The following is a 21,757-nucleotide window of genomic DNA, read 5'->3' on the forward strand; positions in this document are numbered from 1 at the left end:
TTTGTGTTCTATCGCACTCCTAAATATTAAATTCTTACGACGTTGAGTACCGTCACTTCTAGTTCTAACTCATATTTTAAAGTACGTTAGTGTGTGAATATACTTTTCGGTTTATTCTAGTCAATACAAACGTCCCTCGTTGGTATGATGGGTAATTGATAAGTTTCAAAATGGCAGCTGAGCCTGTTACAAATTTCTCAACAGATATTGTATGAGTGTCAAAGCATACTAGAGCATCACTCTCTATAGCATCACTCTCTTAAATTGTACTGTGCAAACTATTTCCTCGGTCAACTACGTTGAAATGCTAAATTTTGTTAACTGTGGAGTATCATTGGTCTGTACATACTTTAGGTGCAACAATTATTACAGACAGGCCTATTATGTTTATTAACGCACGATCTGAAAATGTTTCTGATTAATGGCATATGGTGTATACGGATATTTGATGTTTTTAGAATGGTTGAAAATCTAGGCGTGCATACAATTTCAGAAGAAGTTTGCTTCAAGTAGAAGAAATTTTCAAAATATTAATCATCTATTAGCCATGATTATTAGCAAGCAGCAATTGGTATTTATTCAAATTTACTAAGTCTAAACGATATGCATTTGAAGAAATTCCCTATCTGATATCATATTTAGACTCGTACCTGATGCAGTTTGATCGGTGAGTACACTATTGTGATACTAAAATTAACTGAAAAATTATGAACATGCAATGATCTTTCAAGTAAACGTTATTAACAAAAATAAGATGATTATCCCAATTACCGGATAATAATCCCATGCCATTAATGGCGTTTTTCCTGTAACAGGAAAAATTTTTCCTGATAAAACAATTTGTCTATTCTCTGGAGCTGATTGTTGAATCTTACCCTGAGGGTTAATTATGGCAGTAATACCAGTATTTGTACTGTAGAGTACATACCGTCCCGTTTCTATCGCACGCATTTGAGCAATTTGTAATTGTTGGGATGAAGCGATAGTTCCATTAAACCAACTATCGTCACTAACGACAACAATGAATTTTTTTCTTGGTAGATTTGCTAATACTTCACGAGAATAAGTGATTTCATAACAAATGAATGGAGCAAAGGACATATTTTTGGCTAAAGATGGGAATTGATATTGAGGACCGGGCTTTAAATTTGACAGAGGAATATCAAAATTTTTCATCACAGCATAAAAAAATGGTGGGGTATATTCGCCAAAAATCACTAAATGACGCTTTAAATAAAAACCTTGCCCATCACCTATAACAATTAATCCATTGAAGAGTTTTTTACTTTTTATCTGGCAGATAGGAATACCAATAATAAGTGCTGTTTTATGTTGTTTAGCCTTTTCATCTAAATTTTTGAGAAAAGTAGAAACTTGTTGTGGATAGACAGGAATAGCAGCTTCTGGCCACACAATAATATCAGTATTCCAATGTCTTTCTGTTTCGGAACGATAAATCTGTAATATAGAAAGTAATTGATCGATGTCCCATTTTCGCCATTGAAATACATTACCTTGCACTAAGCTAACTTTAAGTGATATCTTTTGAAGATGTATCCAACGAATCATGCCTAAAATACCGCCAGCTATAAACAATAGAATAATTAAAATAACACTAAGTATTTTTACGAAGATTCTTTTATGAAAGAATAGAAGATATAAACAACTGCTGATAAAGGTTACAATCAGAGAGATGCCATACACTCCAAAAATAGGTCCAAATCCTCGCAATGGAGAATTAGTTTGACTGTATCCTAAAAAAAGCCAAGGAAATCCCGTGAATAACTCACTTCGCAACCATTCATAGATAGCCCACCAAGCAGGAAACATGAAAAGAGCAATCAAAATAGAATTTTTTTTTCGAAAGAGTGAAAAGAGACAACCTTGAATGGCAGGAAATGAAGAGAGAACAGAAATAAATAAAATAGTAATTAAAACAGCTAAAGGGATATGAGTATGACCAAAACTATGAATGCTGATGTAAACCCATGAGATTCCCGCACCGAAAAACCCAACCCCAAAGATCCATCCTTGCCATAGAGCTTGTAAAGGTCTTGAACGAAGCCAAATGGCCAATAAAATAGCAGGAGAAATAAAGGCGATAGGAAACCAGCCAAAAGGAGAAAAGGCCAGCACTAGCATAGCACCACTACTCATAGCTAAAAGCGTGAATATGAAATTATTCATTTCCTATATTTATTTGATAAACATCGTAACTAATATTGCATCGTGTTGTTGGCTAATATTACTATCAAATTAATTAGTTTAATTGACTATCCTTATGTTTTATATAACATAGATATAACATAGTCACTTATAGTATGTATTGAAATTATATTTATAATATTTGTTTCAAAAATTTATATTTATCCATTTTAATGCTTAAATATTGTCAATGATTGATTTGAGCATATTTTCAGTTGTACTAATTCTGAGAAGTGGCTATATTCGTCGATGATCATGATCATATGATAATGTTTCAGCTTAAATGCTTGCTTACAATAGAATATCAAATGATTATTTTGGAATTAAAAAACAGCAAATTACGTGAGGTCTTCAGTTCATAAACTACTATGTATACATGGTAACACAGAATGGTAATACAGATTTGTAACTCACTATCGATATAGATTATATCGTTAGTTGTCTCGTTTATAAATAAAGTAAATAAAGAAAAATAGAAACCGATAAAAACGACTAAAATAAAATCGACCATTCGAAAATTAATTTTAATAATTCAAAATCGTGCAACTACTTTAATTACTTTTGCTTCTAGGAAATATAATTCTTATATATGGTATGGTGTGATATCTCTAATGAAAGTTTGTTCTGAAGACACAATGATAATAAACGAATAACCAAGCCTGGCACAAACAGCCATCTGAACTGCTCGCTGCTATTTTAAAGAATATCCTAATAAAAACAACTTAATAATAAAATATCTACCAATATATTAAAGTAGAGTTACTAGTTCCTAATACATGCTGAAAACTACTAGTAGCGATTTAAGATGCTAAAAAACTAAAGATAAATCAATAATACCTTATGAATCTGACTAGTGAATGTGACAGATCAAGCAACAGATTTCGCAAAAATAAAAACACCGAGCATCATTGAGAATGTATGACAAAATTAACTAAATATGCATCATGATACCTAAGTAAATTCGAAGAAGCGTCAAAAGACATGAAGATATACACTCCCATAGATACACTATTTACGAATGGGTCTTTTCGCTCTTTTTCTATTTTATAGCATCCTCTACAAAATTCTCATTTTACTCGTAGTCGTAGGGGTTTTTATAATTTAGCTTAGATAAAATTTTAATTTCGAGTTCTTCCATTCCCTTTGCGTCTTCTTCCTCAATATGATCATAACCTAATAGGTGTAACAAGCCATGAATAATGAGATGGGCAAAATGGGATTCTAACATCTTATTTTGGGCTGTAGCTTCTTCGTCCACAAGCGGCGCACAGATGGCCAGATCTCCGAGCGAAGTTGAAGAAAATCCTGGGATAGATTCATCCGGAAATGACAAAATATTCGTGGGACCGTTTTTATAGCGATAGGTTTTATTTAGTTCTGCGCTTTCTTTTTTATCTATAAAACGAATAGTTAATTCTGAACTACTGCGAGAATAAGAAGGGATAAATTGAAACACAGAGTGAATCCACTCTTGTACCTGTGAAAGTACGGGTAAAGATTGAAATTGTGTTACATTCTGAAATTTAATATTTATTTTATTCGCCATCCCCTTTGCATACCTCAGTGGTGCGTTGCATTGTGAGTAGTAACAATATCATTAATTTCAAAAATTGAATGCATTCATCGTTGTACTCGCAATAAATTAACAATACAATATACGTTTTAGTAAATCCGTCTGTGCGATATCGCGATGATTAAGGAATAGTTCTAACTGTGTTTTTTCCAGAAAATTATTCACTTAGGATTGCTGGTATTTTAATAGAGTGTACCTTGTACGAAGATATAATTATAGTGGACATTTTATATTAATAGCTAGACTTTAAGATAAATAGTCTAATTTTACCCCAACTTCGATAACTAACTGTGCCAATACAGTGCAAGAGATTTCTTCCTTTTCTAGAACGGACAATCTGTAAGCAATGGAAATTTTGTTAATATTAGAAGAGCCAAAATTGGTATCACGTTTATGCCCTATTAGTACTATGTTTATGCATCTCATCAAGATATTGTTGATTGAATATACGTGTTTTATTCGGAGTAAATGTACTTTAAGGGCTTATATGCAAATTGTTTTTGTCGATGATATATGATAGTATGATTAATTCGCAGGTGTGCACTGACATCTTTATATGAGTTGTGCATGGGCTATGATGGTAGTTATAATTGATGAGATGTCTCTTCGTTAAGTGTTTTTATTTAATATTCATTATCTGTTTGAAACATCTAAAGCTGCCTTTAGTGTATCTCACCCTAAAATCTCACCCCAGAACGAATTGAGCCTGGCCTTCTGTATTTTAACTCTTACAATTCGCCCAATCAATGATGGCGCCCCTATAAAATTTACTACGCGATTATTTTCCGTTTGACTGTTTAGTTGCCCGGAGTATTTTTTAGAAGAGCCCGTAACTAATACTTGTTGCTCGGTTTCTAGCATCGCCTGACTAATTTTGGCAGCATTGACATTAATGTAACTTTGAAGAACAGCTAATCTTTCTTTTTTAATTCCTAATGAAACATCATCTGGAAATTGTGCTGCTGGTGTACCCGGGCGGGGACTATAAATAAAGCTAAAAGAATGATCAAAACCGATTTCGCGAACGAGATTTATGGTAGCTTCAAAATCAGTTGCTGTCTCACCAGGAAATCCCACAATAAAATCAGAAGAAATACTAATATTGGGACGAATCTTCCGCAATTTTCGAATTTTAGATTTAAATTCAAGCACCGTGTATCGGCGTTTCATTGCACTCAAGATACGATCTGATCCACTTTGTACAGGTAAATGTAAATGATTGGCAAGTTTTGGTTCTTTTTCGTAAGCGTCTATTAAACTTTCAGAAAATTCTGAAGGATGTGAAGTGATGAAACGGATGCGTTGAATATCATCAATAGCTGACAAATAATGAATAAGTACCGCTAAATCTGCCACTTGTCCATTGTACATAAGACCTCGATAATCATTAACGTTTTGCCCTAATAAAGTAATTTCACGCACACCTTGTTGACCTAATTTAACGACCTCAGCAACAACATCATCAAAAGGGCGGCTAATTTCTTCACCCCGCGTATATGGAACTATACAAAATGTACAATATTTGCTGCATCCCTCCATGATTGAAATAAATGCTGTTGGGCCAGAAGCTTTTGGTTCTGGTAAATGGTCGAATTTTTCGATTTCTGGAAAGGTAATATCGATCGATGGTTGTCGTGTTTGCATGAATTTATTTAAAAGCTCAGGTAATCGATGTAACGTTTGTGGACCAAAAATAATATCAACAAAAGGCACGCGCTTGATAATAGTCTTGCCTTCTTGACTGGCTAGACAGCCACCCACGCCGATTACCACTTCTGGTCGATTTTCTTTAAGTAGACGATATCGCCCCAGTTCTGAAAATACCTTTTCTTGCGCTTTTTCGCGGACAGAACAGGTGTTGATCAAAATCAAATCTGCTTTTTTTGGATCAATAGTCAATTCCAGTCCATGCGAAGCTCTAAGCACATCAAATATCTTAGCGGAATCATATTCATTCATTTGACAGCCATACGTTTTTATGTATAGTTTCTTCATGAAGCAATGCTCTTAGATCTAATTGTGGCAAAAATCGTTTTCTTTACTTCGAATGTCTTTATTCGATTGGATGTTAGTATGCATATCTCCTGTAAAGCAATCACAGTATCACTGGTATGTTTTCACTGGTATGTCTATCATCTGCCGAAATGGAACGGCCTTAGTCGGATGTAGAGAATGGAGAAATACAAAGTTTCAGACAAAGAGAACAACGCGCCTTTCGTCCATCCAAGTCTAAGAACCTAGACAGAAAGCAACACTCAAGTCTATAAGTAAGATCACATCCAGAAAATAGTATAACAATTTATATAAATATCGCAAGGTATTTAGAAGATACTGAAAATAAATAATTAATAGCGTAATAGAGTAAGAAAATAAGTAGTAACTTAGACCAATATCTAAAGATTGCTCATACAGCTAGTCTACAAAATTAACGTGCATAACTCTTGTTAAAGATTTAAGTATAATATCTTGACAATTAATTAATACTAGCCTGTACAAAGTATGCGAGAGGCTCTATTACCATAGACAAACAGGCCCTACTGTGCTAGTGTCAGTAACATGTCAATACGTCAGTAACATTTGTGATATCTAGTAAAGTAATTTTCAAAACGACGTTTAGCATTATTGACAATATAGCTGGTGATCTGTCGATAATACAATAAATATACTAAAAAGTTATCTATGAGATACAACTTTCAAGAGTCAAAATACCTAAATAAACTTAATTATAATTAGGAGAAAAATGAACTAATATATTTTAAGAACAAATCAAACATTATAAAACGAATGAAACACTGTTAATTACTAATGCAGCAAGACGTCTTTTCAGCTGTTTGACAGGAATCGCCATAACTAGCGACTATTGTAATCATGCGGCTAAAAAACCGACAAGCATAAGAATAACAGTGATTGACCATGTATAGGAACAATGAAATTTCCGAGTCTCGCTTATTTGGATGTAGCGGTGGTTCATTTTTTATAACTTTAAAGTATATTTTTGGTCAATCACCACATATTAGATACATTCAATTTTTTCAATTTTCCTCTTTTAAAAAGAGATGTTTCGCGAGACTTAATTATTAAGATAAGCTATCCTTAATTTATTTTATTATATTTATTTTTGTTTTAGTGATTGCAACGTATTTTCCTTAAATAAATTCGTTGTTTACCAAGTTTTTTAAAAGCGCTTAGTAGATGAATTATCAAAATTGAGTATATTTTACTTTAAATATGTATGTTGCTCATTTGATTATTATCCAACAATCTGGATGTTCTTTAAAAAGAACTGCTGATCTATATCCTTTTTTTACACTTATCTTTTTTACACTTGTCTAAAAATTAGAATCACACCACATATTGTCTTCGTCAAGTTGTTGGATAACTATCCTGATGGTATGGGATTGATAAAAATAAATTGACAAAATCTCATTGGAAAAATTATTGACTTAATTTTTCCAATGAGATTTTATTATCGGTTCATGATTTGATTTCTAGAATAAAAATAAGAAGATATTCTTTGATCAACAACTATAGGACATAACAAATCTTTTTTTCTAACTACACTAGAATAACACGCTGTCACTGCATCATTAATCTTTAGAAGATTGGAAACAATGCCATAATTTATAGTTTAATAATCATGCCTATTGGTAGTTAATTTCTAAAATGTGTATCCTTGATACAAACCCACTGGTAATAATCAATGCCAAACCTTTTTATTATCAGGAATTCATTTATCACTCAACGTAGTCAAGAATAATAATAGATACTATGTCGAGTATTGAATGCTTGATCTCATGACTACTGCATGACAGAATAATAAATATAGAATGACTTGCCCTCCTTATTGGTTATTACTTCGGAATATGTTAGCTAAGTTTAATCTTAACCTAAATTATATGTTGGATTATCAAGCAAGTGGTGTTGATTTCCAAAGTATCACTGCGTGATATGTCCTTTTTTTAGCACAAAACAATTTATTTAATTATTTTGTTTGGCCATTTATCTTCTAGATATTGTAATTTATTATTTACTTCCGTCCACTCATCAGCATCTGGAGGAGCATCTTTTTTTGAGGTAATAATTGGCCATTCTTTTGAGAGTTTTGCATTAAGCTCAATATAGGATTGCTTATCTTGAGGTAAATGATCTTCAGCAAAAATAGCATCAACAGGACATTCAGGCACACAGAGATTGCAATCAATACATTCATCTGGGTCGATGACTAACATATTAGGCCCCTCACGAAAGCAGTCAACGGGACAGACTTCAACGCAATCCGTATACTTGCAGCGTATACAACTATCGATTACAACAAAAGTCATGTTACAATATCTCCCTCCTGATACATCATGATATATTATGGTATATGAAAAGTTATAATTGTAGTGTAACGTAAGAAGAGAGGGTAGTCATTTTATGGTTACAGGTGGTAACATTAAAGAATGGATTGAAGCGAACTTACCAGAGAGTCACGTGGTGTTTATTAAAGGAGACGGGTATCACTTCGAAGGGGTGGTTTTGTGCAGTGCCTTTGAAGGGAAAACTTCTATAGCACGGCATCGATTAGTTTATGCAGCATTAGGTGATCGCTTGCGCTCTGATATTCATGCGCTTTCACTCAAGACTTATACACCCAATGAATATAAAGGAGATTAGTAAGGCAATGAATATAGAAGAAGAAATTCGACAACAAATAGGCAATCATCCTGTTGTTTTGTATATGAAGGGAGTGCCTGATTTTCCGCAATGTGGGTTTTCAGGACGTGTCGTACAAATTTTAGAGCAATGTAAAGTTGAGTTTACAAGCTATAACGTATTGGAATCATCTGAGCTTCGTCAGGGCATTAAAGAATTTTCTAATTGGCCTACAATCCCACAACTTTACGTTAAAGGTGAATTTATTGGTGGGAGTGATATTATCGGAGAATTATATGAAAGCGGGGCTTTAATGGACTTATTTAAAGGTCTATGAATTTTATGTCTGTCATTAAAAATCCCAGATAGTTTTTTCTTCCTTTGATTTAATAGGTTCGTTTCGCAACTTAAAAATACGTCCGTATTTTCTTCTTTCGGCAGCTTGTGTTTTGGACCAATCGTGCGTACGATCAAATTCTACAAGATGTTTATCAATTTCACTAATAAAAGCACCATGGTATTGAGATTTTTTTTTCCTTATAAACATATTCAGAAGTTCTGCTACAATAAAAAGCTGTGTAAATCAGTTATCGTTAATAATTTTCATTATAAAATGAAATGGACGCTGTTTCCATGCCATATTCATCGTTATCGTTAAAGGAATTTCATTTTTCAGAACTGTTTAACGCAGATGGTCTTACTAGATTAGACACATCTTTTTTAAAATTTTTAAAAAGCGTTGATGAGAGACTGCAAGCTCGACTGCTTAATTATCGTAAAGGTATTTACCTAAGACCCGAAGAAATCAGTCAATTAATCATTGAATGCGGGCCTATTTTAGAATCTTTTATTGCCGATCTTTTTTCGATTGAAGAAGCTGTTAGCTGTTTACAAGCCATGACGTTAAAAGAAAATCCAATTTTTGCTTTCAAGAAGTTTTATATCCTCCGTCAAGCACGTCGCTTATTGAAGAAAGCAGAAGAAATAGATAATTTTCATAAAATAGATCGATGGGTAACAGAACAGCTAAAACAAAATAAGTTAGAAGAGGAAGATCGTGAACTTGCTATAGCAATATGGGGTCAACGTTTATTGCAAGAGCCGCAGATGAATGCAAAGCTCATCGAAAGACTAACACGGTGGTGTATAGCTGCCATAACACAGTCGGAAGGACAAGCAGCTGTTAAAGGATGGGTGAGTTTTCATGTTCCTAAATATCTAAACTATGAAAATCTAGTCAAAACAGTAACTGTTTCCAACGACTCCATTGGTCGACTTGAAGGGTCTTCTAAATCTCGCCGTTGTCGTGATGGGTTTGATTTAACCGATCCACGCATGCGTCACCGTGAAGTTTTGGATCATGTTCATTATTGTGTTTATTGTCATAAGACGAACAGAGATTTTTGTTCCAAAGGTTTTCCGGTAAAAAAAGGTAACTATAAGCAAGGATTAAAAACTAATCCATTAGGGGAAATATTAACAGGATGTCCGTTGGATGAAAAAATTTCGGAGATGCATCTTTTAAAGAAAGAAGGCTTTGGCATTGCAGCCTTAGCGATTATAATGATTGACAACCCGATGTGTCCTGCAACAGGGCATCGTATTTGTAATGATTGTATGAAAGCCTGTATTTATCAGAAACAAGAGCCTGTTGACATCCCTCAAATAGAAACACGTGTTTTAATTGATGTATTGAATCTTCCTTGGGGCGTTGAAATTTACGACTTATTGACTCGTTGGAATCCCTTACGCTGTAAACAATACGTGGCAAAGCCTTATACTGGAAAAAAAGTATTAATTATGGGGATGGGGCCAGCAGGCTTTACATTAGCGCATTATCTTTTGATGGAAGGTTTTGCAGTAGTAGGAGCGGAAGGTTTGAAAATTGAATCGTTGCCGCGAGAAATTATCACTCAACCTATTCGAAATTATGATGCACTAAAAGAGCGTTTAGATAATCGGGTCATGGCTGGTTTTGGAGGAGTCGCTGAATATGGAATCACCGTGCGTTGGGATAAAAATTTCTTAAAACTAATTTATATTAGTTTGTTAAGACGTCCGTATTTCCAAGTATTTGGAAGTATTCGTTTTGGTGGAACTTTGCTTGTTGAAGATGCGTGGCGACTGGGATTCGACCATTTGGCAGTAGCTGTAGGGGCAGGTCTACCGCGCGCATTACAGATCCCTCATAGTTTAGCACCTGGCATTCGACAAGCAAATGACTTTTTAATGTCCCTGCAACTAACTGGTGCTGCTAAATCTTCCAGTCTGTCGACTTTACAAGTTCGCTTACCGGCTGTTGTCATAGGAGGTGGATTAACCGCTATTGATACAGCGACGGAAGTTCAAGCGTATTATATTGCTCAAGTTGAAAAAGTAAAACAGCGATATGAAATAGTTACCAAATATTTTGGAGAAGAAACAGTAAGATCCCATTTTGACAAAATTTCTATGGAGATCCTTGATGAATTTCTGAAACATGGGCAACTCGTTGCTTTAGAACGTCAAAAAGCAAAGGAAGAAAAGAGATCGATAAACTTTACTCATCTTATCCATCAATGGGGCGGAGTGACTATTGCTTATCGGAAAACCATGCAAGAATCACCGGCCTATAAACGTAGCTACACAGAAATAATCAAGGCATTAGAAGAAGGTATTTACTATGCTGAAGGACTCGAACCGAAAGCTGTAGAAGTGGATGAGCGAGGATGGGTATCTGCCCTGATTTGTCGATCTCGTGTTATGGACGAGGAAGGAGTATGGACACTAACGGATAAAGAGCAAGTTCTACTAGCCCGCTCTATTTTTGTTGCAACTGGAGCGAGACCAAATATTGCGTATGCTTATGAGCATAAAAATACATTTTCACGAAAAGGATTGACTTATGAGAGATTTGAACTAGTTGAGAATCAGCTTCGAGCTATCAGTGAATTAAGCCATTGCAAAACGGAAAATTTCGGACCATTCACTTCTTACGAAAAAGAGGATCATCGCGTTAGTTTTTTGGGCGATACACACCCTGTGTTTCATGGTAGTGTGGTAAAAGCTATCTCTTCAGCGAAACGGACTTATCCAAAAATCATCGAAGCTTTACAGCATAATCATCGCTTCAATTGCGACCGTGCTGAGTATGACCAGTTTCGTCAACAAATGCAGATATTTTTTCAGGCTAAAATAGTTACTGTTCGTCGACATACCTCTGAAATGGTGGAATGCCAAATTCGAGCTCCTATGGCAGTACGGAATTTTGCAGTCGGTCAATTTTATCGCTTACAAAATTATGAATGTCTTTCCCCGTTAATTGGAGGGACTCGTTTGCAAACGGAGGCACTGGCTATGATTGGCGCTAATCAAAGTCATGATCCTGATGTAATGAGTTTTATGATATTGGAACGTGGGGCAAGTTCTCGATTAATTGCCACCCTAAAGCCAAATCAGCCAATTTCCATTATGGGGCCTACAGGATGTGCTAGTAAAATTCCCACCGATAAATCACCAAAAACCATCATGATCGTCGGTGGCTATATGGCAGCTGCTCATTTACGCTCTTTGGGCCCTATTTTCCGCCAAGCAGGACACAGAATTTTCTATGTAGCTATGATGGAGACAGCTGAGGAATTATTTTATAAAGAAGAATTAGAAGCCACAAGTGACGCTATTTTGTGGATCACAAAAAAGGGGGAAATGGTTTATCCTATCCGACCTCAAGACAGCACAAAGCAAGGAGAATTGACTTCAGCATTACGTGATTATGCGTTGAAGCCATCATCTATTTTGTTACAATCTATTGATCAAGTATATGTAGTGGGTTCGACTCAACTTTTGAGATGTGTCCAGAAAGCTCGCAAGGACTGTTTAAAAGAATATTTTCAATCTGGTGTAAAATTCATCGCTTCGGTTTATGGTCCAATGCAATGTATGATAAAAGGAGTTTGTGCTCAATGTTTGCAGTGGCAAATTGATCCTATAACAGGGAAAAGAACCAAGGCAGTTTATGCTTGCTCCTGGCAACACCAACCCATGGAGGTGGTAGATATCGACAACATTGATGAACGTTTATCTCAGAATTGCGCTCAGGAAATTTTATCAAATCTTTGGTTGGATTACCTATTTGCGACAGAAAGGATTGAGCGAATATGAATGAATACGATATAATCTGAGTTAGAGTATCTTACAGTAGATACAGACATGAGGAAGCTTAAATTTAATGTACAAGCAAATTTCTCACATCGAGGCAGAACGGTTGATAACTCAACGTGATATCGTGATTTTTGATATGCGAGACGAAGATAGCTACGAAGAGGCGCATATTGTCGATGCCATTCACCTTTCAATGGCAGTGTTGCAGAAATATTTTAACAATGTGAATAAAGAAAAAACTATTTTAGTATATTGCTATCATGGAGTAAGTAGTCGGTCAGTGGCTCAGTATTTTGTTGAGCAAGGCTTTAAAGAAGCCTACAGTTTAATTGGTGGTTTTGAAACCTGGAAAGCTTATCACCAAACTTCGACCGAATAAATAATTAATCGGTATATTATAGTATGTCTGAACCTAATCAAATTATTGTGCGCATTGCTGATTTATTGAAGACTAAAGATGCAGTAGTTATTGCTCACTACTATACATCTCCTGAAATGCAGGCTTTAGCTGATAGCACAGAGGGTTTTGTAGGCGATTCTCTTGCGATGGCTCAATTTGGACGCGACCATTCTGCATCAACATTAGTGATTGCAGGTGTGCGTTTTATGGGAGAAAGTGCAAAGATTATTAGTCCTGAAAAACGTGTATTAATGCCGACGTTGGATGCCACCTGTTCACTTGACCTTTCTTGTTCTATTAAATCATTTGCTCAATTTTGCGATGAAAATTCCGATCGAACTGTAGTTGTTTATTGTAATACGTCGGCAGCTGTCAAAGCTCGTGCCGATTGGGTGGTTACATCGTCGAATGCATTAGCGATTATTAACTATCTAGATGAGGAAGGTGAAAAAATTCTGTGGGCACCAGATCGTTATTTAGGTGCCTATATTCATAGAATGACTAATGCTGATATGATTTTATGGAACGGTGCTTGCATTGTGCACGAAGAATTCAAAGAACAAGCACTTGTAGATTTACGAAGACAGTATCCTCAAGCGGCTGTTTTAGTTCACCCGGAATCACCACCTGCAATAATAAATCAGGCAGATGTTGTAGGCTCGACATCTCAATTATTAAAAGCTTCTCAAGAATTGCCTCATCATACTCTTATTGTGGCAACAGATCGCGGAATTTTTTATAAAATGCAGCAGAAATCTCCTCACAAAACATTTATTGAAGCACCTACTGCAGGTTATGGGGCAACCTGTCAGAGCTGCGGACATTGTCCCTGGATGGCTATGAATAACTTGCAGCGTCTAGAACAATCATTGATTACTGGTCATAACGAAATCACGATAGAACCAGAAATAATTACTAAAGCTAAAATACCGCTTCAGCGAATGTTGAATTTCAGTGATAATCATAAGCTTTTGTTTTCACAAAATAACAATTAATTGTGACTGCCATAGAAAATAGCCTTTAGTGTATATCTGCTTTCAGAAAAACAGGATAAAAAACCTATAGGATTCGTCATCGAAGGCAGGATTTGTAGAACAGGGTAAAGGTTAATTATTTTGGATCTGTTATCAAGAGGTGCCATATTGCTATTGTCTATCTAAGTAGAGTATGGTATCACCCCTGCATAACTGCCATTATTTAAGTAGATTATTCAAAAATATTTTAAAGATATTTTATTTGTAACAAGCCGGTCGAAGAATACGTATTAATTAAAAATTAATTAAAAAATTATGAAAAAAATCACAGGTCACTTAAAAAAGTTAAAAACTGTTTTAAATACAACCATTGATTATTATCTGCTTTTGGACGATAAGGAAATATTATTGAATGCATTCCTTGGCAAATTGATTTCTTTTTATCATATTGGTATCATTTGTTGTATTCAGTGTGGTCGTAAAACAAATAAAAGTTTTCAGCGGGGTTTTTGTTTTCCATGTTTGCGTAGACTACAGGAATGTAATCTTTGCATTATTCATCCCGAACGTTGCCAAATTGAAAAAGAAAAATGCCCAGTGGATGATTGGGCACACACACATTGTCATCAAAGTCACGTAGTTTACTTAGCCAACTCATCTGGTTTAAAAGTGGGCATTACACGCGAAACTCATATACCGACACGCTGGATTGATCAGGGAGCATTACAAGCAGTTCCTATTTTTTATACAGCAAATCGTTATCAAGCTGGTATCATCGAAGTTACGTTAAAAGCTTTCATTTCGGATCGAATCAATTGGCGACGAATGTTGAGAAATGAAACGAAAGAAGTTGATTTAATTGCAGTCCGTGATGCATTGCTTCAAGAAGCTCATCATTCACTCAAAGTAGTTACGGGTCAATTTAAGTCAGAAGATATTCATCCAGTTGGAACTTCCATAGTGACACGATTAAATTATCCAGTGTTACAGTATCCCGATAAAGTAAAAGCGTTATCACTAGATAAAGTTTTTTTAGTCCATGGTCGTCTTTTAGGAATAAAAGGGCAATATCTAATTCTAGACAGCGGTGTGGTCAATATTCAAAAATATAGTGGTTATGTAGTGGAATGTCTTATGGAAGAACAAATTGCGAATAACGGATGTAACGATAAATGATCAACGATAGCGACAACGTGTCAATAACTAATTATAGATCACGTAGGAAGAGCATGATAAGCGTTTTTTTACAGTTTTTATCATCCGAATTCAACGTCATTGGTATGATTGGCGTTGTTTTTGTTTTATTGGCTTATTTTTTATTGCAAATTCATAAACTTAATCAAGATAGTATCATGTATTCATTTATGAATTTACTTGGTGCAAATTTAATCTTATTTTCTTTATTTTTTTCTTGGAATTTAGCTTCAGGAGTGATTGAAATTATATGGTTATTAATCAGTCTCTTTGGCTTAAGCAAAGCTATTTATATGCGTTTTCGGATGAAAAAATAACCATGAAGTCTTGTAATAAAGAACATATATAAGTAAGAATTTATTATAAATCATTTACCACAATAAACAGAAAAATGGCTCCCATATCAGCCATCGGATGTGGAATATGAAGTGTGGAATACAGAAGTAGCTAAAAGTGATTTTTAAATAGCAATATTTCTGATACTTTTAGGAAGAAAAAATCCAGAACTAGTCGGTCTATTAATCCATTCTAAAGTTATTTTTGCAGTGCATGCTAAAATAATGCATAAAGAATTTTCTGTAGGATATTTCTTATTTCTTGATTCAGTCGCCTCATAGTGATATTTCTTAAAAAATTATAAAAGTTTATTTAGAAAGACAATAAATACTATTTTGGTGATGAAATAATAATCCATGAATTTTCATATTTTAAATTCTTAAAATTTTCGTTCTTACGAAATTTTTAAGTTGTAATTAACGTATCAAATCAAGGACTTTCATATTATTAATAGTATATTACTAGTAGTATCTTATATATTTTATTTAAATAAATATTATGGCTTATGATAATAAGCAGAAATTTTATATTTTTATAGCTTGTATCACTAAAATTTAATTGTTCATTAGTAGCATCAGTAAATATTTGTAAGAAAAATATTTAGGTTTAGAACTATGAAAAATAAATAAGTGATATATCAAGCTATTGTGGAATAACATCTGTGGACAGGATATTGACGTTACCAAAATGGTACGTTAGCTGATTGAATAGCATATTTGCGTTAGATAGCATGTGACGCTACTTAACGTTTTAATGTATAAAAACCTGAAAATTTTTCACACCAATAGATACAGTTAATATTTATCTTATAGATCAAAATAATTTTTATATTTTATGTATAAGCTGTTATAGAGAATAAATTGAGAAAGTATCTGCTAATAAAAATGGAATGAGTAAAACGTAATCGATTAATCATTATTTTAGATCATCAATGAATGTTTTAATATATAGTCGTGTACAACTTTCTTGAGTTCTTATATCGTGTATGGCAATCAAAATCACAGCAATAAAAACATGTCTCAAATCATTAATAGAGTGTATGAATATATAAACTAAGCAGGATAAAAAATGTCACAAAGTTTTAACAGAGTTTTATGTGGTTTCCGCAAAAAAGGGGCATACGGGTGTAAATTGTTTTCGTGAGGTTTCGTTTTCTTGAGATTAATGAGTGAGCATCATGAATAAAAAACCTCTGATTCTTAACGAGATTGTAGTGGCTCAAAGTCGTTTATTTGATATTAAAGAGCTTCATTTGCGCTTTTCTAATGGACAGGAACGTCATTTTGAGCAAATCTCTGGACGAGGATATGGTTCTGTGATGATTGTTCCACTTTTAAATGAAGAAACAGTACTGTTAGTGCGTGAATATGGTGCAGGAATAGGCAATTATGTGCTGGGTTTTCCCAAGGGAGCCATTGAAGATAAAGAGGATATTTTAATTACTGCTGAACGTGAATTAAAAGAAGAAGTGGGTTATGGTGCACATAATATGTCGATTATTGCTTGTTATAGTGCTTCTCCAGGTTATTTGCATTCAATGATGCATGTTATTGTTGCTAAAAATCTATATAAGGAAAAAGCTTTTGGTGATGAGCCTGAACCTATCGAAATTATTCCCTGGAAACTTGCTAATTTGGATGAACTATTGATCCATCCTGAATTTCATGACGCACGTAGTGTTGCTGCTTTATTTTTAGTTGAAAGACGGCAGTGCGAACAATGAACGACGTCTAAGATAGGCTATCTTACTAATAGCAGACTAAGATATTTATAAGTATCATGTGTTTCTGCATGAAATAATGGTACGATATCATCCATAAAAAAGATAATATACTTATTACCGAGTCGACCTTTGAAAATATATGACGCTATTATCGAGGGTTACAAGTATTAATCTCAACAAATCCTGATTTCTATAGCGGGAGATATATCACACAGAGAATGTTCATCACACAGAGAATGTTCATTGATAATGGGGTATTATTGGTTATTTAGATCTGAGGTTGATATATAGATTTTGTAGAAAACGTGATATTTATGGTAGATATTATTTTAATTGAGCGTAACACTATCGACTAATGTTGGAATTATTTATACGCTGTTTCGAAGACGTTACCTTCCCGAATAACATAGTGTATTTGAGTAGATGAGCAATAAATTATCAAGTGAATTAGAAACACCCTGCATTCTGTTGGAGTAGTGTCTAAAGCACCTTAGTTCTAACATTTTATCGGATAATCTGTTTAAACAATTTATTGTATGTTATCACATTGTAAAATGGGTATCAGGGTTAATTTAAATGGCAAAACACTGTTTGTAGTCATGGTGCGCTCCTGCGAGCATGAGAAGAGAGGTTTCGCTTATTGCTTTCTGTCCTTGTTGCAATTAGGGATCTTAGAACTAAAAACAGTATTATTGAACTTAATGAAATTAATGAAATATAGAAGGTGCGCTCACAATGATTAAGCATATTAAAGTCGTAGTAACTGGGGCAGCGGGACAAATTAGCTATGCTTTATTACCGCGCTTAGCTTCAGGGCAAGCTTTTGGATTAGAAACGACCATTGATCTGCATTTATTGGAAATTGAGCCTGCTTTATCTCTCTTGAATGGGGTTGTAATGGAATTAGAGGATTGTGCTTTTCCATTATTGCGTAATATTATAGTTACTTCCGATCCGCGCATTGCATTTTTAGATGTGAATTGGGCTCTTTTAATAGGTTCTGCTCCTAGAATAGCTGGCATGGAACGTAAAGATTTGTTGGAAAAGAATGGTGAAATCTTTGTCTATCAGGGTAATATTCTGAATGAGAGGGCAGCGGATGATGTACATGTGCTTGTTGTCGGTAATCCATGTAATACTAATTGTTTGATTTTAATGAAAAATGCATCTGATATTCCTAATGATCGATTTTACGCCATGACGCGCCTTGATCAAAACCGCTCGATTGCCCAGTTGGCACTTAAAGCGAGTGTTAACGTTACTAATATAAAGAATATGATTATTTGGGGTAACCATTCTTCAACACAATACCCTGATTTCTATCATGCGACAGTAGACGGTCTATCGATTCCTAGTGTCATTCGTGATAAGAATTGGTTGATGGAAGATTTTGTTCGCTTAATTCAGCAACGTGGTGCCGCTATAATTAAAGCTAAAGGTACTTCTTCAGCTGCTTCTGCAGCCAATGCAGTGATCGATAGTATATGGAGTTTAATGACTAAGACACCAGAGAATGACATTTATTCAATGGCTTTGTGCTCACAAGGTCAATATGACGTGGATGAAGGTTTAATTTTCTCATTTCCTTGTCGCACAGAGAATAGTGTTGTCAAAGTTGTTGAAAATATCCAACATAATAAATTTGGTCAGCAAAAGTTGCTAGAGACATTGGATGAGTTGCGAGAAGAACGAGATGCGGTGAGAGAGTTAGGACTTATTTGATCCTATGCCTTGAAAACTAGTTAGATTTAATGGTAATTACTATGTTAGCTACGGATGCATTGTTTTTCTTGACTATTTTAGCCAGTAATAGTTTTCAACTACTAGATTCAATTAAATATATGTAGTTAAGGCTTTCGAAAAATGCTCTATTTTAGATGCTAAATTATTGTGAACTATCTAAGTAGCGATTATGTTTTGGTGTTTATGAAAAGGTTATATTGTGTTATAGGTTTGTAGGAAATAATTAAAAAAAGAGATAGTTATGATAGGATGGTAATTAGTTTAGTACTGCAAGATATCAATGATATAGATCAGCAGATGAGTAAACGGAGGAATATTTAGTGCTACAAAGGCTAAAGAATAAAACAGGGATAGTTTTAGGTATCGAGACCTCCTGTGATGAAACCGCTGTAGCTCTTTATGATAGAAGACAGGGGTTGCTTGCACATGAGATTTATAGTCAAATTGCAGTTCATGTAGAATATGGAGGCGTCGTTCCTGAACTTGCCTCGCGCGATCATATTCGAAAGGTCTTGCCGTTAATCAGCAAAACTCTTTCCAATGCGCAGCTATCAAAGAAAGATATTAGTGGTATCGCTTACACGAAAGGTCCGGGATTGATTGGCGCTTTGATGGTTGGTGCGTCGGTGGCAAAAAGTTTAGCTTATGCATTGCAAATTCCAGTGGTAGGGGTGAATCATATGGAAGCGCATTTGATGGTGATACAATTAGAAAAAAAATCGCCAGATTACCCATTTATTGCCTTACTGGTTTCCGGTGGACACACATTGTTAGTGCTGGTAGAAAATCTAGGCTGTTATAAACTGTTAGGCGAAAGTGTTGATGATGCAGTGGGAGAAGCATTCGATAAAACAGCAAAATTATTAGGATTGTCTTATCCAGGTGGTCCTAGATTGGCGAAATTAGCCGAAAAAGGTGATCCTACTCGTTTCTATTTCCCGCGACCAATGGTACATAAACCAAATCTCAATTTTAGTTTTAGTGGTTTAAAAACACATGCTGTTTATTATGTTAGGCAATATGGTAATGATCAGCAAGCACGAGCAGATATTGCGTGTGCTTTTGAAGATGCTGTAATAGATACTTTAGTTCAAAAGTGTTTGCGTGCTGTTAAAAAAACGAAGATAAATACATTAGTTTTAGTAGGTGGTGTAGCAGCTAATAAAAAACTACGTAAGCGATTGAATGAAGTAATGATCAATCGTTCTGGAGAAATATATTATCCACGTCAGGAATTCTGTACTGATAACGGTGTAATGATTGCCTACATAGGTTGGTTGCATTTGAATGCTGGGGCAAAAGAAAATAACACGATTCATGTTCGGGCCAGATGGCCGATGGATTCGCTGACCACTATAGCTAGCTGATATTTATGACTTCGTTTATGATCACGATTTTAATCCGTGAAAACAAATCAAACCTACAGGCTCTTTATCTATCAATATACAGCAAAGCCTAATTCTGCCTTATCTTGTAATTATAGTAAAATTTTTTAACAGATAAGGTTGGATGGGATGGTTTTAACGTTTACCAAAATCAATTTTCCTTTCTGTTCTTTGGCAAAGCCGCTGAATATTTTCCCAGTGTTTCCATATAATGAAAGTAACCATTATTAACACCGGAAAAAAGTAATCTATATGAGTGCTAATTACCATAAAAACAGGTGCGGCGATAGTAAGTACGAGGGTAGCAACAGAAGAATAACGTGTGAAATACGCGACTGTAAACCAAACCAAAATACTAAACAACCCTACCCAAAAGGATAAACCAAATAGAGCTCCTGTCATCGTAGCGACACCTTTGCCACCTTTAAAACTAAAATATATGGGAAAAATATGACCAATAACAGTAATAAGCCCTACAAAAGCCAGATTCATCCCATGAACATGGAACAATCGACCGATAAGAACAGCAATGAGCCCTTTTAATCCATCGGCCAACAAAACATATATGGCCGCTTGTTTACCCACAAGTCGCAATATGTTAGTGGCGCCTGCATTACCTGAACCCACCATGCGCGGATCTAGAGCATGCATCAATTTTGAAATAATGATGGCAAAAGAAAGAGAACCAATAAAGTAAGCCAGAGTAACACTAATGAGGCATCCCATACGCCTTAATCCTTTGATCAAACATTGAAATTAATGATATCGATTTATGAACGAAATGTCTACTTTAATAAATGAGTACGGTAATATCGAAGTTCTTCGATAGAATCACGGATGTCTTGTAAAGCAAGATGCTGTAGTTCTTTGATAAGGCCTCTCATAATTTCCGGAGCCCAGCGTTGGGCCAGGATTTTTAAAGTGGAAACATCAAGATGACGATAATGAAAAAATTGGTCCAATGTAGGCATGTGGCGATGTAAAAATCGTCGATCTTGGCAGACAGAATTACCACAAAGAGGAGATTTTCCTTTCGGTACATAGTTTTTTAGAAAATCCAATGTTTCAATTTCCGCTTTTCTTTCAGTTATGCCGATAGTTTTGACCCGCTTAATTAAGCCTGAAGTGGTATGATTACAAGTATTCCAATCGTCCATCGCTTCTAATACTTCGTTTGATTGATGAATAGCAAGAGAGGGCCCTTCGGCAAGGATATTAAGATTGCTACTAGTCACGATTGTTGCAATCTCCAAAATACGATCCCGATTAGGATCAAGTCCCGTCATTTCAAGGTCAAGCCAGATAAGATTGTCCTCGCTAACACTAACAGCCGTCATTGTGTTGCACTCAAGCTGATTTTCATATTCTTAATAACAGCTGACACCAATTTCAAATTCATACACCTTATTGTACACACTACATGCTAATTGCATCCTTCCTTTAGGTTTA

The 21,757-nt window shown here is 35.0% G+C and carries 17 protein-coding genes; 10 read left to right on the forward strand and 7 right to left on the reverse strand.

Translation table 11 applies throughout. The features are described from left to right. Positions 1–726: 726 nt before the first annotated feature. From lnt to fdxA, 4 genes are all read right to left on the reverse strand, one after another. Positions 727–2,187, reverse strand: a complete 1,461-nt coding sequence (gene lnt, locus CEAn_RS01730) for an apolipoprotein N-acyltransferase (RefSeq protein ID WP_244670110.1) — start codon at positions 2,185–2,187, stop codon at positions 727–729. 1,090 nt (positions 2,188–3,277) lie between these two features. After that, positions 3,278–3,751, reverse strand: a complete 474-nt coding sequence (ybeY, locus tag CEAn_RS01735; RefSeq protein ID WP_211924093.1) for an rRNA maturation RNase YbeY — start codon at positions 3,749–3,751, stop codon at positions 3,278–3,280. Between the two features lie 699 nt (positions 3,752–4,450). Further along, on the reverse strand, positions 4,451–5,773 hold the full coding sequence (gene miaB / locus CEAn_RS01740; protein WP_211924094.1) for a tRNA (N6-isopentenyl adenosine(37)-C2)-methylthiotransferase MiaB: 1,323 nt from the start codon (positions 5,771–5,773) through the stop codon (positions 4,451–4,453). A 1,979-nt stretch (positions 5,774–7,752) separates the two neighbouring features. Next, positions 7,753–8,100, reverse strand: coding sequence for a ferredoxin FdxA (fdxA, locus tag CEAn_RS01745; protein ID WP_211924095.1), 348 nt, complete (start codon positions 8,098–8,100; stop codon positions 7,753–7,755). A gap of 94 nt (positions 8,101–8,194) precedes the next feature. On the opposite strand from fdxA, the gene CEAn_RS01750 reads away from it, so the two are divergent. Beyond that, positions 8,195–8,434 (forward strand): BolA family protein, encoded by a 240-nt coding sequence (locus CEAn_RS01750; protein WP_211924096.1) that lies wholly within the window; start codon positions 8,195–8,197, stop codon positions 8,432–8,434. 7 nt (positions 8,435–8,441) lie between these two features. After that, positions 8,442–8,750, forward strand: coding sequence for a Grx4 family monothiol glutaredoxin (gene grxD / locus CEAn_RS01755; protein WP_211924097.1), 309 nt, complete (start codon positions 8,442–8,444; stop codon positions 8,748–8,750). 15 nt (positions 8,751–8,765) lie between these two features. On the opposite strand, the gene CEAn_RS01760 is transcribed toward grxD, so the two are convergent. Beyond that, a complete protein-coding gene (locus tag CEAn_RS01760) occupies positions 8,766–8,960 on the reverse strand; it encodes a CBU_0585 family protein (protein ID WP_211924098.1) in 195 nt (64 codons plus the stop codon). 71 nt (positions 8,961–9,031) lie between these two features. Between CEAn_RS01760 and CEAn_RS01765 the strand changes: the two genes are divergently transcribed. From CEAn_RS01765 to tsaD, 8 genes are all read left to right on the forward strand, one after another. Then, the gene (locus tag CEAn_RS01765) at positions 9,032–12,553 is read left to right on the forward strand and encodes an FAD-dependent oxidoreductase (RefSeq protein WP_211924099.1); all 3,522 of its coding nucleotides are present in this window, start codon (positions 9,032–9,034) and stop codon (positions 12,551–12,553) included. Between the two features lie 67 nt (positions 12,554–12,620). Then, positions 12,621–12,932 carry a thiosulfate sulfurtransferase GlpE gene (gene glpE, locus CEAn_RS01770; protein ID WP_211924100.1) on the forward strand — a complete coding sequence of 104 codons (312 nt, stop codon included), beginning with the start codon at positions 12,621–12,623 and terminating at the stop codon, positions 12,930–12,932. A gap of 23 nt (positions 12,933–12,955) precedes the next feature. After that, positions 12,956–13,948: a quinolinate synthase NadA gene (nadA, locus tag CEAn_RS01775; protein WP_211924101.1), complete on the forward strand. Its 993-nt coding sequence runs from the start codon at positions 12,956–12,958 to the stop codon at positions 13,946–13,948. Positions 13,949–14,242: 294 nt separating this feature from the next. Beyond that, positions 14,243–15,103 carry a DUF2797 domain-containing protein gene (locus CEAn_RS01780; RefSeq protein ID WP_211924102.1) on the forward strand — a complete coding sequence of 287 codons (861 nt, stop codon included), beginning with the start codon at positions 14,243–14,245 and terminating at the stop codon, positions 15,101–15,103. 53 nt (positions 15,104–15,156) lie between these two features. Beyond that, entirely contained in the window at positions 15,157–15,438 is a 282-nt protein-coding gene (locus tag CEAn_RS01785; protein WP_211924103.1) for a CBU_0592 family membrane protein, read from the forward strand. Positions 15,439–16,634: 1,196 nt separating this feature from the next. After that, positions 16,635–17,180: an ADP compounds hydrolase NudE gene (gene nudE, locus CEAn_RS01790; RefSeq protein WP_211924104.1), complete on the forward strand. Its 546-nt coding sequence runs from the start codon at positions 16,635–16,637 to the stop codon at positions 17,178–17,180. Positions 17,181–17,915: 735 nt separating this feature from the next. Next, positions 17,916–18,902, forward strand: a complete 987-nt coding sequence (locus CEAn_RS01795; RefSeq protein WP_211924105.1) for a malate dehydrogenase — start codon at positions 17,916–17,918, stop codon at positions 18,900–18,902. Between the two features lie 341 nt (positions 18,903–19,243). Continuing rightward, positions 19,244–20,290, forward strand: coding sequence for a tRNA (adenosine(37)-N6)-threonylcarbamoyltransferase complex transferase subunit TsaD (gene tsaD, locus CEAn_RS01800; RefSeq protein ID WP_369804524.1), 1,047 nt, complete (start codon positions 19,244–19,246; stop codon positions 20,288–20,290). Positions 20,291–20,443: 153 nt separating this feature from the next. Here the strand turns inward: tsaD and plsY are convergent, their stop codons facing one another. Beyond that, positions 20,444–21,034 (reverse strand): glycerol-3-phosphate 1-O-acyltransferase PlsY, encoded by a 591-nt coding sequence (gene plsY, locus CEAn_RS01805; protein WP_211924106.1) that lies wholly within the window; start codon positions 21,032–21,034, stop codon positions 20,444–20,446. 59 nt (positions 21,035–21,093) lie between these two features. After that, positions 21,094–21,645 (reverse strand): oligoribonuclease, encoded by a 552-nt coding sequence (orn, locus tag CEAn_RS01810; protein WP_211924107.1) that lies wholly within the window; start codon positions 21,643–21,645, stop codon positions 21,094–21,096. Positions 21,646–21,757 lie beyond the last annotated feature (112 nt).

Source organism: Coxiella endosymbiont of Amblyomma nuttalli, assembly GCF_018107685.1.
Lineage (GTDB): Bacteria > Pseudomonadota > Gammaproteobacteria > Coxiellales > Coxiellaceae > Coxiella.